The sequence below is a fragment of the Neobacillus canaveralius genome, assembly GCF_047237705.1.
GTDB classification, from domain to species: Bacteria; Bacillota; Bacilli; order Bacillales; family Cytobacillaceae; genus Neobacillus; species Neobacillus niacini_K.
On record NZ_JBDFLL010000001.1, the window covers coordinates 548,890 to 564,128 of the forward strand.

A 15,239-nucleotide genomic window follows, 5' to 3' on the forward strand; every position below is an offset into this window, starting at 1 on the left:
GATTCTCCTTTCTATTATTATATATATCTATCATATCACTTACATCCAAAAAATGGGGTTTTCTCTTGTAGTACTTAAGGCCTCACTTTGAAAAAGTGTTATATTGAACTAATTGTCCTTATTAAGCCAGCCATAGCTGCCATGAAAAAAAAACGCCGATTATTAAATGTAAGTATCAGAGTGGAAAGAAAGGTGCCAAATGTACCTGTAGGCATTTTAAGTATTATGAAGGAAGTGGCTTCTCGTATGTTTTAGTGAAAGAACCAACTTTTATCTGTGGGTGGAAAAGCAATAAAAAAAGCGCTTGCATAAAAATAAGGTATATTGAATAAAAATGCAATACATGTTACTATAATAATAGTTTAAATTCTTCAGAGTTTAGACCTCCTATAATGGACTTAGCCTAGACCACTAAGTTCCAACTTTGACCTTTGATTTTATAAATCAAAGGTTTTTTTTATTTTCAGCGTCAGCAGTAAAAGGTCGTTTTTCAAAAGGTTATCCCGTGCGGGTTCCTTTCCAACTGGTAAAAGAAGAGTATAGACACGAGTATTAAAAACAAAAAGAATTTGTTATCCTCTCTTGAAACAACAAAAAAGGGGACTGTCACAAGGTTTTGTGTCAGCCCCAGAAAATCCGAGAGATTTTTGTAGAAGGGAGTAAAGATAATTTACTGGCTATAAATTATCAGTAATAAACCCTATTATTAATAACTATTGCAACCCGTAAGGCTGCAAACCTTCCTTTTTGACCTTAATTCGCCAGACTTCATTTTTCAATGACTCGGTTACATAAAGGTATCCATTATGAAAAGTCAGATTAGTGGTAAAAGTCTCCGCATCCTTAGGCAGGCGAATGGTACCGTATTTAAATCCACTAGCATCAAGTACGACAATTTCGCCAGCCTGGAAATGGGCTACATAAAGATTGCCCTCTGTATCGACGGCCAAGCCATCTGGGCCGATTCCTCCTTCAAATTGACCGAATACAAACGGTGTTTCACGCGCATCTTTAGCATTTTTAGAAGGTACAGAGATAATTCGATTTGTAGCGAATTCAGAGATATAAACACGTTGACCGTTCGCTGAAATCGCAATTCCATTAGGATAAGCAATACCTTCTTGAAAGAGTATGGGTTCTTTACTATTCGGCGGCAGGTAGAAGACACGGCCAACTGGTTTCGTTGCACTGGATCCCATTGGCTCTGTAAAGTAAAGTCCGCCTGATTGGTCAAATACGAGGTCATTTAGTCCATTTAAAGGTTTGCCATTGTAAGAATCAACAATGGTCGTGCGCTCTCTAGTAACTGGATCATAGGCGTAAAGTTTTCCAGTAACATCTGTGATAAAAAGACGTCCATCCTTGTGAAACTTTGTCCCTACAGGGAGGTCCCCTACATATGTTTCTACGATTGAAAGCTTATCGTCTTCGACCTTAATAATTTCACCTGTAGGCGGACTAACCATCCAAATATTCCCGCTACGATCGAAATTAATGCCCTCCATAAATCCACTTCCGGCAGCCACCTTTTCCCACTGACTATTAGGATGAACAATTTCAGAAATAGAATGTCTTTCCTCTTTTGGTACTGGTTTAGTTACATATAACGATTTTGCTCCAACGACTGTAACAGTAATAAGGGAGAGTATGATTAGTACAGCTACTGCTAATGCTCTTTTTTTCATTTTTATACATTCCTCCTTTTTTAACCTATAAAGGTCAAATAATCAATCTTTCATATATTCATCTCTCAGACCTTTTACACAGGGATACTAGCCTGTATATCGTTTTAATTTATCATAATATTTTGAATATATGTAATATGGGAAAATACCTGAGTTTATTTAAAAATAAGTAGTTTTTTATTCTATTTAGTTAATGTGAATTTTGTTATATTGAAAGTTTTAGATTATGGGGACGGTTCTGATGGCTTTTTTTGCAAGATTTACCCGTTATGAAACAGTGAGAACCGTCCCTGTGGTACATGGATTCCATGTGAAACAGTGAGAACCGTCCCTGTGGATTCCCTGTGGATTAGGGAGGGTAGTTGATTAATGTGCGGAATATAGTTTATAGTTTATTTGTTATTAAGTATGGATAGGCCAATAGTTTATTTAAAGGTGTGTAAGAGAATGAATATAAAACCAGAGGATCTTCAGAAAACCAAGCGTCCATTGTTTGCGGTTGTTTATGATAAATTGTATAAACTTATTACGGATGGAACTTTTCCTCCTGACAGCAGGCTCCCGACAGAACCTGAATTGGCCAAGCTTTTTGGCGTAAGTCGGATGACACTGCGGCATGCATTATCACGATTGCAGGAAGATGGTTTGGTTAAGAATATCCATGGAAAAGGAAATTTTATTACAAAATTTCATCATAATAAAAACATGACGGGCTTAGAAAAGCTCGGAAACCCCATATATAAATGCCTTTCAGGAAAAATTGATGATGTCGAAATGCAATTTCGAATTGAACTCATAAGTGATTACGCCAAGCAGGTTCTAAATCGGAATATGACCGCCGTTGTTGCGATTGAACGTTGGTATAAAAGAAATGATCAAGCCGTAGCCTTTGCCTTTACAGTCATGGCAATTGAAGCTGTATCGGAATTATATTTAGATTTACAGGATGAACAACAATTATTAGAGATGATCGACAAAAAAATATACGAACTTGCAAACTCTGCGACCATTGAACTTAAACGTTCCGACTCCATCCCTTCACTAAAATATGAGATAGCTACCGATAAAGATTGTGATTTAATCGTTGAAGGCGTATATATAAGTGATAAATATCCTGTTATTTATAATAAATTCTATATTCCAACAGAATCTAGCCAAATAACCATTAATGCAGCCAAATAGAGGCGGTAATAAAATAAGGAGCAATTTCCCATTAATATCAGGATGGGGAATTGCTTTTTTTGACGCAAAAAAGACATATTTTTAGTAGAAAGGTAGTTGTGAACCAAATGATAGTATGCTATTATTTTTATTGTTGTAATATATACAAGTTTTTATACAACTAAACAATAATTTATATTTTTAGATGAGTTTTGTACAATGAATTGAAAGCGGAAACAAGTGGAAGTTGTTTTGCTATTCCTTGGACAGACTACAAGTAAACAGGATAAAAAGGAGAGAATACAGATGAATACAAACGGACAAAAAGAAACCGCGCATATCAAACCAATTGGAGTAGAGATTGCTGAAACGATACTTTTGCCAGGGGATCCATTAAGAGCAAAATTCATTGCAGAAACCTATTTAGAGGATGCAGTCCAATTCAATTCTGTCCGCAATATGTTTGGGTACACAGGAACGTATAAAGGAAAAAAAATATCAGTTATGGGTACAGGAATGGGGATGCCGAGTATGAGCCTTTATTCTTGGGAACTAATCCATGTATTTGGTGTGAAAAACTTGATTCGCATTGGTACTTGCGGTGCAATGCAGGATCATATGAACTTATATGATATTGTTTTTGCCATGGGGGCTTCAACCGATTCACGGTACGTACATCAATACAATCTCCCTGGACAATTTTCCAACATTGCTTCCTTTGCATTATTGGAAAAAGCAAAAAAGGTAGCGGATCAAAAGGAACTTCCGGTTCATGTTGGGAATGTCCTAACAAGCGACATTTTTTATAACGCCGATGAAACAGCTGTGGAAAAGTGGCGTAAAATGGGGATTCTATGTGCAGAAATGGAGACGGCTGGTCTTTATATGAATGCTGCATATGCAGGGGTTAACGCGCTTACGATTTTAACGGTAAGTGATCATATGATTCGACATGAACAAACGACACCGGAAGAACGACAAGTTGCGTTCACGAATATGATGGAGATCGCCTTAGAACTTGCTTAAGCGCATGACAATAAGCAGTTGAGTACGACACGAGACAAGAATAATGCCAGAGGTATACGAACGAGATATAGACATTGATAAAAAGAGAGGGAAACGGCAATGACAACCATTAGCGCAAATGCGACCATAACGGAAATTCAGGAATATAGTGTTAAAAAAGCTGTACCTGTGATGCTTCTGTTATTTCTATTATGTTTAATCATTGATAATTCGTTTAAAATTATTTCTATCGATATGGCAAAGGATTTTCATATTTCTGCAACAACTGTGAGCTGGCAGGCAACCTTAGCCGGGCTAGTCATTGGAATTGGAGCAGTGGTTTACGCTGCTTTGGCGGATTCCATTAGTATTCGAAAGCTTCTATCCATCGGGATTATTTTAATTTGTGTGGGCTCCGTAATGGGCTATCTTTTTCAACATTCATTTTTACTCGTGGTTGTTTCACGAATCATTCAAACAGCAGGTTTGGCTTCAGCTGAAACCTTGTATGTAATCTTCGTAACGAAACATTTGCCTGTACATGAACAAAAGAAGTTTTTGGGGTTAAGTACAAGCAGTTTTGCTTTATCACAGGTGATCGGTGCATTAACGGGGGGCTATGTTTCTACGTATTTTCATTGGACAACTCTTTTCCTAGTTCCATTAGTCACTCTCTTTACCCTCCCGTTTATTTTGAAATACCTTCCTAAGGAAGAGACGAAAAACAGTCATGTGGATGTATTAGGATTATTCCTGGTTGCAGGCATTGCTGCCTCCCTGCTGTTGTATATTACTGATTTCAATTGGGTTTATTTTCTAGCATTTGTGGCAGCGGTTGCTTTATTTCTTGCTTATATCAGCAAGAATTCAAGAGCATTCATTGGGATAGCATTCTTTAAAAATAAGCAGTTTATCTCCTTACTCGGAGTTGCCTTCGTGATTTATTCAGTCCAATTAGCGTATATTTTCTTGTTTCCGTTTTTGCTTCAAAAGCTTTATGGCTTAAAGTTAGATACGATTTCGCTATTATTGATTCCAGCTTATCTATTGGCTGCGATTGTAGGGGCGCTTTCTGGTAAAATTGCAAAGGTGCTCGGAAGCAGACAATGTATCACGATCGCCATGACTGGAATGATCGGCAGTTTGTTGTTGGGTGGTTTCTTTGTAAATACCTCCGTCATTGTCTTTGTCCTATCCATGATTGTATTCTCTAGTTCGTTCGCGTTGATGTACGCACCAATGCTAGAATCATGTATTAGCACGATTGGAAAAGAAAAATCAGGGACAGCCATTGGATTTTATAATTTAACACTAAATGTTGCGATGTCAATTGGAATTGCCTATACTGCGGCGATGATGGACCATTCCGCTATGCGTTCCAATGTACTTGGGTATCTAAGCCAACCGGAGGCTTCCATGTTTAGTAATATCCTATTTGTTCTCGTACTCATAACCGCTTTCAGCTTATTCCTGTACTGGGTATTGGTTGGGCGAAAAGTGAAAATGACTGCGCGGGACTTGTAGTAACTGTCTCCAGGTAAAATGCTTTATCTAAATAAATAGGATAGATAATAAATTAATTTGAGCCTCTCATTTGATAAAGAGAGGCTCTTTTCTTTTATAAACATTCAAAATTTCCCGTAAATAATGATCTTCGTTCGAATTCAACTATACTATAATCATAAGGAACTACTAAATTAATTTGAACGTGGCTACTGTCTTTTCAAAAATGACCTCCTCCCATTAACTGAACTGTAGCATAGGTGGCTTTCTCGCATAACTACGGACCTATTAGGCTTTTTAACTAGTTCTTAAGGAAGATTGAGAAATGCTAGCAATTATTTGATAAATATTAAACCAGAAAAGAATACTTGGAAGAGTGTATTAACATGGAGTTTAATTTCTACAGTAATTTTCTTTATCTTATCTTATATTTTTTCCCCGTACATGGATAAAAGTTTTACAGGAATTATTGAAAGGATTGGTGCACTCTTTTTTGCTAGTTTCATTATTTTCACCCTAATATTAATGATTGTATACCAATTTAAAGAGTACAAGGCTCAAGACAAACAAGGAAAAATTTTAATGATCGTCATAATACTCTTTGCTATCGACTATGTTTTGCTGAAAGCACTGGCAGATTTTTATAACAAATAAGGGGAAGCGGCTAATAATGGATTTCGTACCAAATTTCAGATTACTGAAGAACAGATGGAAGAAATTCAGTTCGACGGAGCAATCAAAAAATCATCCCTCTTTTTCGACAAGTTCCTCACCCGAAAATAAGCAAAAACTCGTATAACAAAAGAGTTTACTCCCTAATTAATCAAACGTTTGATTAGTAGAATTGGAGTTAACTAATCGATTGATTAGAATTACATTATGTGCTATTAATGCTGCATTTGTTTCTTCTTGGGAGAAAGAAAATTGTCAAAAATTGATAAAGTAATTAAGGTGTATTTGATCTAGTGAAAGCGTCAAGGGCAGGGGTATCTCGCACCTGCGGGTAGACTTTGAAAGACCGATTGAAGAGAGGAAAGCCAGATAGAACTCTATCTTGGGATTAACACTTCCTTTGCTTCCCCGCTCCGGGTGCTGGCACCCTGGAATTTTTACTGTTTTTCGTCATCTTTAACAAGTTCGGATTCAATTAACATCCACAAATATTTTCTATTATGCTACAGTAAAGTAAAAAGTGTTATCCAAAATGAGGTATAAAACCGTGAACTCGCAATTGACAGCTTACATAACTCTTATTTGTACATCTGGAGTACTTAATTTATATTTAGGTCTAAACGTATTTTTAAGACGCCATAAGTATACGAATATTGCTCAATTTTTTATTGTTTATACAGCATCGATCACGATTTATTGCTTTGCTGCTGCTTTTGGTTTAATGGCTACGGATCTTCCGCAACTGAAGTTTTGGACGATCATTCAATATATTGGGATGCCAGTTTCTTCCCCTTTAGGGCTATTGTTCATCATGAAGTATTTAGGTTTTAAGCTATCGAAAAAATGGTATATTTCGTTTCTAACCATACCCTTCGTTAGTTTGGTAATGGTTGCTACCAATGATTTGCACCATTTACATTATCGTGTATTTGAAATTGATCCTATCCTGGGTGCTCCGTTCGTTCGCCAGGAGATTGGCTTATGGTATATGATTCATGGTGTTTTTACATTTGCCTGCATGTTTGTCGCCTTTTTCCTCGTCCTTTCTCGTTGGAGAGAGACAGCTAAGGAGTATCGTCCGCAATTACTATCGTTGTTGCTTGGTCAACTAGTTCCTATGATAACCGCTTTTCTTTATTTAATTGGATTCACCCCTCCAGGGATTGATCCGGTACCAATGGTCTTATGGCTGTCTTCACTTTTATATTTGTGGGCGATTAACTCCTCACGATTGTTTTCGCTTATGCCTATTGCGAAGGACGCAATATTTAATAGTATTAATGATGGTGTGATGGTGCTGGATGAGTCCTATCGAATCATTGAGTTTAATCAGTCGTGTAAGAGAATGTTCCCGCCTTTAACAAAATCCATGTTTGGCATGGACTTTGCTGAGGTTTGGCATGACCTAGCAGGAGCCCCTTTTCCTTCAAAAATAGAAAATGCCGTGATCACGGAAGAAGTGGAAATAGTGTTGGATCATGAGAAGCGTATTTATCAGGTACGTACTTCAGCATTGGAACATGCGAATAATCGAAAAGGTTTATTACTTATTTTTACTGATATTACAGAGCTAAAAAGGCTGCAGGTGAAATTAGAGCGGCAAGCCTATTATGATGAGTTGACACAAATTTATAATCGAAGAGCATTTTTTCAAAAAAGTGTGCCAGACTTTGAAGCAGCAAAAGAAGTATCGGCACCTTTCACGATCATTTTGATGGATATTGATTATTTTAAAAAGGTAAATGATACCTTTGGCCATCATGTTGGGGATCAATTGCTTGTTCATGTGGTAAGTATTTGCAGGTCTCAGTTGAAGGAAGGCATGCTGTTTGCACGGTATGGTGGAGAGGAGTTTGTTCTTGCGATGAAGGGTTGTACAGTATTTGAGGGCGAAACGTTTGCGAATCAGCTGCGCAAGGCTATCGAGGAACAGCCTCTTATTACCACAGATGGAGTGATTTCGGTTACGTTCAGCAGTGGAGTAGCCGAGTCATCGAATGAGACAAACGAAACACTTTATCAGCTTCTGAATAAAGCGGATAAAGCTTTGTACGCTGCAAAACGAGAGGGACGTAATCAGGTGCAGGTTTATGTAGGGTAAATGCCGGTGCTTTTCACCCTGAATTTTTCACCGACAAGTTTTTTCGTAGAAAACAAGTGAAAGTTCTTTTTTAATGGGGTTTAAGGCATTTTTAATCAAACGTTTAGGTGGTATTTTTTATAGTAGATGTTTGTCAGGTTGTGTATTTTATTAGTTTCTCTTGTTCTATTGAAGGAGCAATCTGAAAATCTTGGCTATTTTTCGACAAGTGCCTCGCTTGAAATTAAGAAGGAAACCAAATAACAAAGGGGTTCATTTGCTTTTTAATCAAGCGTTTGATTAATAGGGTTTGAATTAACTAATCGTTTGATTAGAATTGTATTACGTGTTGTTAATACAGCGTTTGCTTCTCTTTAGCAGGAAGAAAATTGTCGAGAGATGATTTAGTAAAAACAGGTCCTTTTGACTACTATATAGACATAAAGGAAGGGGTTTCTTGCACTATGGTGTTAGAGATCCCTTCTTTAATTTGTTTTAAAAGAAATGTCTGGAGCAAAATTAAGTTAACCAAAAAATCAGATAATATAGTGCGAGTAAAAACGATCATAAAATGATACGGCACTGTGGAACTTGTGCTAAAGTGATATAATAAATAAACAGTTTTATTTATTTTTTGTATAGTAAAGACAAAGATTGTTTAATAATGCAACAGAAGGTGATGTTACGTGAAGGTTTTTGCGATTGCACCCTATGAGGGGTTAAAAGAAATAATCATAGAATTAGGACGTAATCAAGATTTTGAGATACATGTGGAGGTTGGAGATTTAGAAAAAGGAGTTGAACTTGCCAGTCGTGCGGCAGATCAGGGGTTCGATATTATTATTAGCCGTGGGGGTACTGCAGAACTCATCCAAAAGAAAGTATCCATTCCTGTTATTGAAATTGAAGTTTCCGGATATGATATGCTCCGAGTGTTAACCCTTGTAAGAGACTATCCTGGTAAGGCAGCGATTGTCGGTTTTCCACCGATATCGGAAGGAGCAGCAACCGTTTGTCAAATACTTGAAATTGATATTTCCTCCAATGTTATTTCAAAGGAGGAGGAGGTAAAGCCAACTTTAAAGCAGTTGCTTGAAAAGGGATATGAAGTCATTATTGGTGATGTCATTACCGTGAAGGAAGCAGAGAACTTTGGATTAAATGGGGTATTAATTACTTCGGGTAAAGAAAGCATTCTAAAGGCTTTTCAAAATGCTAAAAAAATGCATAATTATTTTTCTATACTTAGAAGAAAATTATCGATTGCACAACAAATTCTTCAGGAAGAAGAAGAAGGCGTTGTGGTGTTTGACACAACATTCAATAATGTCTACTCCAATACTTGTTTCACTGAACAATTAAATAAAACCTTTAAGGCTTCAATAAAAATCGAAGAGGCAGTGACAGAAGTTAACTCAAAAGGCGAATATACATCTTTAATTGAACACAACAACGTCTTTTGGAAGGTAAAGGGGACCAAATTACAAGAATCTGAACTATCACTAGTTTTGTTTCGATTACAAAGAGTGGAATCCAATCAAAAAAGACTTTCCGATGGTATAACCATTATTTCTTCACTGATGAATTCCAGCCCGGTTAAATCTTCTTTTATAAAAAGTAACCAAATGAAAATGGTTATACAATCAGCTGAAAGATATAGTGAAAAAGAAGAATCGATCTGGATTAGCGGCGAAAAAGGAACAGGGAAGGAAAAATTAGCTCATTATATCCATTATCGCAGTTCCAAACGCTCCTTTCCCCTGATGACCATTAATTGTTCTCTTTTAACGGCAGATCAGTGGAACTTGTTGTTGAGTGAAGTCGAAGGTCTGCTTGTCTCTAATGATAATGGAACTATTTTTCTTAAAAATATCGATTCAATTTCTTTATCCAATCAGAAGGAATTGATGACCTATCTCAAAAAAAATAATCTAAGGTCTCGCATTATTGCATCATCAAGTGGGGATATTTTGACCATGATTGAAAGCGGTACCTTTTTACATGATTTGTACTATCTGCTGGCTCAATTGACCTTAAGTCTTCCACCGTTATCAAAGCGAAAAGAAGATATTGATCATATCGCTCGTATTTTTATTAATGAATCTAATACAAAATACGGGAAACAAATTGCCGGGATTCGGAATGAAGCCATTTGGGAGTTAGAGAATTATAGCTGGCCGGGAAACATAACCCAATTGAAACAAGTGATAAATGAAGCTGTGCTGTTAGCAAATGGACCTTTTATTGAAAAAGAGGATATAAATGAAATTTTAAAAACAAAGTTAGAGGAAACGGAAATGGGTCAGCTGAATCTTACGGGTACGCTAGAGGAAATTGAAATGAGAATCATTAGGCAGGTTTGGCTGGAAGAAGGTATGAATCAAACCAAAACGGCAGAAAGGTTAGGGATTACCCGAACCACTTTATGGAGAAAATTAAAGGAACTGTAGATAAAGCACCAAAACTGTTTAATAATTAAACAGTTTTGGTGCTTTTGTAATTTTTTTAAACATATTAATTGAAAAAGCAAACATTTCAATCTATAATTCAGTATGTAAACGTTATTACAACTGTTTAAAAAATAAACATTTAAAATAGAAGGGTGTATGGATATGGAACTAAAAGGAATCATTCCAGCTATGGTGACACCATTAACGATAGAACAAAAGGTCAACCAATCTGTTACAAGACAATTAACAAACCATTTGATTGATTCAGGTGTACATGGACTCTTCATTCTTGGAACAAACGGGGAATTTCACCTATTGAGTAATGAGGAAAAATTAGAAGTTGCCAGAATTGTCATCGAGGAAGTAAATGGAAGAGTACCTGTAATCGTGGGTACGGGTGGTATTAGCACAGAGGAAGCAATTGATTTATCACAAAAAATGGAGAAGCTGGGCGCGGATGCTTTATCCCTAATTACTCCGTTCTTTATACCGACAACACAGGAGGAAATGGCGGTTCATTTCGAAAAGGTAGCTGAGAGTATTTCCCTTCCAGTTCTTTTATATAATATCCCTGCTAGAACAGGGGTTAATCTTGAGCCTGGAACAGTTGCACGACTAGCTAAAGTGCCAAATATTGTAGGAATCAAAGATAGCAGCGGCAACTTTGCAAACATCGAGAATTACATTAATGCAACAAAGGATGAAGATTTCTCCGTTTTTGCCGGTACAGATTCCTTGATTCTCCAAACCTTACAGGCTGGTGGTAAAGGAGCAGTTGCTGCAACAGCCAACATGGTTCCAGATATTGTGGTTGCAATTTACAACGAATGGTTAGAGGGAAATATAGAAGCGGCGGAAGAAAATCAGCAAAAATTACTGCCTCTTCGTGACACCTTTAAATACGGTACCTTGCCTTCTGTATTAAAGAAAGCGGTAGAACTTTATAGTGTTCCAGTAGGACCGCCAAAATTGCCTGTATCTGAGATATCAGGAGATGCACTAGTAAAGGTTGCAGAAATGGTGGAATTGTATAAACAACAAAAAGTAACGATTGTTAAATAACGATAGGTAAATCACAAATAACGGAATTAGAAAGGTAGATGGAAATGCAAACGATTTATCAATTTCAAACTGCACAGAATATTGTAGCAGGACCAAACTCACTCCAGTTGCTTGGAGAAAAACTGAATTTACTGGGAGTGGAGGTAAAATCAGCGCTAATTATTACACAGCCGCCGATGGTGGATTTGGGCTTTGTCGAACAAATAGTTAGTCAATTGGAGACAAAAGGAATTTCGGCTGATACGAATACAAACATTCTGCCAGAACCAACATTAGAGAACATTGAACAAGTATTCGAAGCAACGGTAAGTAAGAATTATGATGTATTGATTGGTATTGGCGGGGGAAGTGTTCTTGATACAACAAAAATTCTCTCCGTGTTAAGAACGAACGATGCTTCGGTTGAGCAGCTTTTGGGAACGGACCTTGTGGCGAATCCAGGGGTTCCAACGATTTTGATTCCAACCACTTCCGGAACCGGTGCAGAGGTTACTCCAAATGCGATTGTCACACTGCCGGACCAAGAATTAAAGATTGGAATTGTAAGTAAGTATTTACTGCCAACCCTTGTTATTCTTGATCCTGTTCTCACACTGAAATTACCTAAGCCAATCACGGCTGCAACAGGGATGGATGCTTTTACTCATTCTTTAGAATCCTTTATTTCAACAAAGGCAAATCCAATCAGTGACATGTTTGCGTTAGAGTCAATCCGTTTAATCTCTTCGAGCATTGTGGAAGCGTATCAAAATGGAGAATCGATCGAGGCAAGAGAAAAAATGTTGGTAGGTTCAATGTATGGCGGGATGGCGTTAACAAGTGCAGGAACAGCAGCCGTACATGCTCTGGCCTATCCTTTAGGAGGAAAATATAAAATTCCACATGGTGTGGCAAATTCTATGCTCCTTCCACATGTCATGAAATACAATATGGATGCGATAACAGACCGATTGGCTTTAGTTGCTGAACCTATGGGAATCAGCGTTCAAGGTCTTTCCAATAGCCAATTGGCAGAAAAAGTTGTGGAAAAAATCATTGAGTGGACTAGTGTGTTGGAAATCCCTCAAGATCTTAAAAACTATGGTGTTAAAGAAGAAGAATTACCGGAAATTTCTGTGTCAGCCTCACAAGTCACCCGTTTATTAAATAATAATCCGAAAAAATTAAGTTTAGCAGATATTGAAGCGATTTATCGCCAGCTGCTATAATACCAGATTATGAGAATATCAGTCATTTCGGATGATTTAACGGGGGCAAGTGATTGTGGAGGGCAGCTAGTCCGTTTTGGTTTAAAGGTGTCCGTTGTGGTGCAGGAACATTCTGAAAAAACGGATGACTATGACGCAGTTATTTACAATACAGACAGTCGCTCTGTGACCGGGTTTGAGGCTTACCAAAGAGTAAAAAAGGTATGTGACACGATAAAAGCAGGACCAGTTGACTTGGTCTATAAAAAGATTGATTCAACCATGAGGGGCAATATTGGGGTGGAAATCAATGCCATCTATGATTCTTTTTCCCCTGATTTCGTGATTATTGCCCCTGCCTTCCCGGTGAATGGGCGGAAAGTCATCAATGGTATTCATTATCTGAATTCAGTTAAATTGGAGAATACCGAGGTGGCAAAAGATCCAAAAACACCTGTCAGGGATTCAGAGATTAAAAGATTAATAGAGAATCAATCAAAGCGCAAGGTAGAGCATATTACATTCGAAGAGATTCATCAAGGATATGGTACCATCATGGACAAACTGGTATCCTGTAAAAACAATCAGATCTCTTACATTACGGTTGATTCTGTTCAAGAGTCAGATTTGGAAAAGTTAGTGGAGTTGATTCACCAGACCGATTTCTCCGTTGTTTGGGTGGGTTCTGCCGGTTTAATGAATCATTTACCGGAGATTTACGGGATGACACAAGTTCAAAAAACGCTTCCTCTGCCTATTCATCATGAACCTGTTCTTTTGGTTGTTGGCAGTGTGAGTGAAGCAGGGAGGTCCCAGTTGGAACATCTTTTGAACTATTCGGATACTGTCGGACTGGAAATGGATTCAGCAAAGGTTTTACAGGACGAAGACAAGGAAATGGAATTAATGCGAATCCTGTCTGGGGCTAAAGAGGCCATTTTGCAAGGGAAAAATGTAGTTTTATACTCATCAAATAATGTGATTGAAACCCGTAAAATTGGAGAGCAACTGGGATATGATGCTGTCAAAATCAGTAATATCATTTCAATGGTATTAGGTGAATTGGCGGCAAAAATGATCACTGTTCATGATTTAAAGTATCTATTTTTAACTGGAGGAGATACTGCTCAGCAAGTTTTCCTTCAATTAAATGCGAATGAATTTATTTTACTGGATGAAGTAGAATCAGGTATCCCGCTTGGTCGGGTATCCACAGACAAAGAGTTATTAATAGTCACTAAGGCTGGGAACTTTGGCTCAAAAGAAGTCATGTTGAAAGCCGTTTATAAACTTCATGGGAGGGAATATGATGAAGCCGATTATAGGAATTACTATGGGCGACGCCGCAGGAGTGGGTCCTGAGATTATCGTGAAAGCATTGGGCAATCCAGCTGTTTACGAAATATGCAGACCAGTTGTAATCGGTGATGCGAAAATGATAGAAAGAGCCATTCGTATCACTCAATCACCATTAACCGTTGCGACGGTTGAATCTGTCACTGAAAGCAAATTTGAATTTGGTATAATTGAATGTATCGATCTGGATTTACTACCTGCTGACCTGCCTTTTGGAGAATTATCACCACAAGCGGGAGATGCGGCATTTCAATATTTGAAGAAGGCTGTTGAACTGGCAAAGAATGGGGAGATTCAATCGATCTGTACCGCACCATTAAATAAAGAAGCCCTTCACAAGGGAGGACATCTATATCCGGGACATACCGAAATCCTTGCAGAATTAACGGAAACGGTGGATTATTCCATGATGTTATCTTCACCCAAATTAATGGTCATCCATTTGACCACACATGTTGGCCTAATTAAAGCGGTTCAGTCTATTACGCCAGAACGGACGTATAAAGTGGTGAAGCTTGCCCACGAAACATTAACACGTGCGGGCTATACAAATCCAAGCATCGCGGTTTGCGGAATTAATCCACATGCGGGTGAAAATGGCTTGTTTGGAGAAGGGGAAGAGGAAGAAAAACTCGTTCCGGGAATTGAGCAAGCATTTGCTGAAGGAATAAATGTAAGCGGACCACACCCTGCAGATACAGTGTTTTTCCGAGCGGTTCGTGGTGATTTTGATCTAGTCGTGGCATGTTATCATGATCAAGGCCATGTTCCAATAAAGGTATTAGGTTTAGAAGAGGGTGTTAATATCACGGTTGGTTTAAATGGTGGTGTTATTCGTACCTCTGTAGACCATGGTACTGCATTTGATATTGCCGGTAAAAATATAGCGGATGAAAGAAGTATGCTTGCAGCCATCCAATCTGCTGCTGATTTGTCTCCAAAAAAAGTTTTTAATTAAGAAGTAGGATATCCATTATGCAAAAAGAGTTTTCAGGGGGCTTAAAAATTACCTCATGTAATGTCATTCGGACATTTAGCACTAAGGAATAAATTTAAGTTCCCCCAGAAAACATAGACC

Annotated in this window: 12 protein-coding genes; 11 read left to right on the forward strand and 1 reads right to left on the reverse strand. The window is 37.8% G+C overall.

Annotated elements, in window-relative coordinates; genetic code table 11:
* Window positions 1-87 precede the first annotated feature (87 nt).
* Window positions 88-255, forward strand: a complete 168-nt coding sequence (locus tag ABC255_RS02675) for a hypothetical protein (protein ID WP_412991226.1) — start codon at window positions 88-90, stop codon at window positions 253-255.
* Between the two features lie 458 nt (window positions 256-713).
* On the opposite strand, the gene ABC255_RS02680 is transcribed toward ABC255_RS02675, so the two are convergent.
* Window positions 714-1,685, reverse strand: a complete 972-nt coding sequence (locus tag ABC255_RS02680) for an SMP-30/gluconolactonase/LRE family protein (RefSeq protein WP_412991227.1) — start codon at window positions 1,683-1,685, stop codon at window positions 714-716.
* A 447-nt stretch (window positions 1,686-2,132) separates the two neighbouring features.
* Between ABC255_RS02680 and ABC255_RS02685 the strand changes: the two genes are divergently transcribed.
* The 10 genes from ABC255_RS02685 (at window position 2,133) to pdxA (ending at window position 15,119) form a co-directional block, all read left to right on the forward strand.
* Window positions 2,133-2,867 (forward strand): GntR family transcriptional regulator, encoded by a 735-nt coding sequence (locus ABC255_RS02685; protein WP_412991228.1) that lies wholly within the window; start codon window positions 2,133-2,135, stop codon window positions 2,865-2,867.
* Between the two features lie 285 nt (window positions 2,868-3,152).
* Entirely contained in the window at window positions 3,153-3,872 is a 720-nt protein-coding gene (gene deoD / locus ABC255_RS02690; protein WP_412991229.1) for a purine-nucleoside phosphorylase, read from the forward strand.
* Between the two features lie 99 nt (window positions 3,873-3,971).
* The gene (locus ABC255_RS02695; RefSeq protein WP_412991230.1) at window positions 3,972-5,375 is read left to right on the forward strand and encodes an MFS transporter; all 1,404 of its coding nucleotides are present in this window, start codon (window positions 3,972-3,974) and stop codon (window positions 5,373-5,375) included.
* Window positions 5,376-5,798: 423 nt separating this feature from the next.
* Window positions 5,799-6,008, forward strand: coding sequence for a hypothetical protein (locus ABC255_RS02700; RefSeq protein ID WP_412991231.1), 210 nt, complete (start codon window positions 5,799-5,801; stop codon window positions 6,006-6,008).
* A 565-nt stretch (window positions 6,009-6,573) separates the two neighbouring features.
* A complete protein-coding gene (locus tag ABC255_RS02705; RefSeq protein ID WP_412991232.1) occupies window positions 6,574-8,127 on the forward strand; it encodes a histidine kinase N-terminal 7TM domain-containing diguanylate cyclase in 1,554 nt (517 codons plus the stop codon).
* Window positions 8,128-8,792: 665 nt separating this feature from the next.
* On the forward strand, window positions 8,793-10,556 hold the full coding sequence (locus tag ABC255_RS02710) for a sigma-54-dependent Fis family transcriptional regulator (RefSeq protein ID WP_412991233.1): 1,764 nt from the start codon (window positions 8,793-8,795) through the stop codon (window positions 10,554-10,556).
* A gap of 162 nt (window positions 10,557-10,718) precedes the next feature.
* Window positions 10,719-11,618, forward strand: coding sequence for a 4-hydroxy-tetrahydrodipicolinate synthase (dapA, locus tag ABC255_RS02715; protein ID WP_412991234.1), 900 nt, complete (start codon window positions 10,719-10,721; stop codon window positions 11,616-11,618).
* 44 nt (window positions 11,619-11,662) lie between these two features.
* Window positions 11,663-12,826, forward strand: coding sequence for an iron-containing alcohol dehydrogenase (locus ABC255_RS02720; RefSeq protein WP_412991235.1), 1,164 nt, complete (start codon window positions 11,663-11,665; stop codon window positions 12,824-12,826).
* A gap of 9 nt (window positions 12,827-12,835) precedes the next feature.
* The gene (locus ABC255_RS02725) at window positions 12,836-14,167 is read left to right on the forward strand and encodes a four-carbon acid sugar kinase family protein (protein ID WP_412991236.1); all 1,332 of its coding nucleotides are present in this window, start codon (window positions 12,836-12,838) and stop codon (window positions 14,165-14,167) included.
* Entirely contained in the window at window positions 14,112-15,119 is a 1,008-nt protein-coding gene (pdxA, locus tag ABC255_RS02730) for a 4-hydroxythreonine-4-phosphate dehydrogenase PdxA (RefSeq protein ID WP_412991237.1), read from the forward strand. Before ABC255_RS02725 ends, pdxA begins: the two co-directional genes overlap by 56 nt.
* The last annotated feature ends 120 nt before the right edge of the window (window positions 15,120-15,239 follow it).

Coding starts and splice junctions, on each gene's coding strand:
- ABC255_RS02680 (WP_412991227.1), bottom strand. CDS start 1,685: ATGAAAAAAAGAGCATTAGCAGTAGCTGTACTAATCATACTCTCCCTT.
- ABC255_RS02685 (WP_412991228.1), top strand. CDS start 2,133: ATGAATATAAAACCAGAGGATCTTCAGAAAACCAAGCGTCCATTGTTT.
- deoD (WP_412991229.1), top strand. CDS start 3,153: ATGAATACAAACGGACAAAAAGAAACCGCGCATATCAAACCAATTGGA.
- ABC255_RS02695 (WP_412991230.1), top strand. CDS start 3,972: ATGACAACCATTAGCGCAAATGCGACCATAACGGAAATTCAGGAATAT.
- ABC255_RS02700 (WP_412991231.1), top strand. CDS start 5,799: ATGGATAAAAGTTTTACAGGAATTATTGAAAGGATTGGTGCACTCTTT.
- dapA (WP_412991234.1), top strand. CDS start 10,719: ATGGAACTAAAAGGAATCATTCCAGCTATGGTGACACCATTAACGATA.
- ABC255_RS02720 (WP_412991235.1), top strand. CDS start 11,663: ATGCAAACGATTTATCAATTTCAAACTGCACAGAATATTGTAGCAGGA.
- ABC255_RS02725 (WP_412991236.1), top strand. CDS start 12,836: ATGAGAATATCAGTCATTTCGGATGATTTAACGGGGGCAAGTGATTGT.
- pdxA (WP_412991237.1), top strand. CDS start 14,112: ATGATGAAGCCGATTATAGGAATTACTATGGGCGACGCCGCAGGAGTG.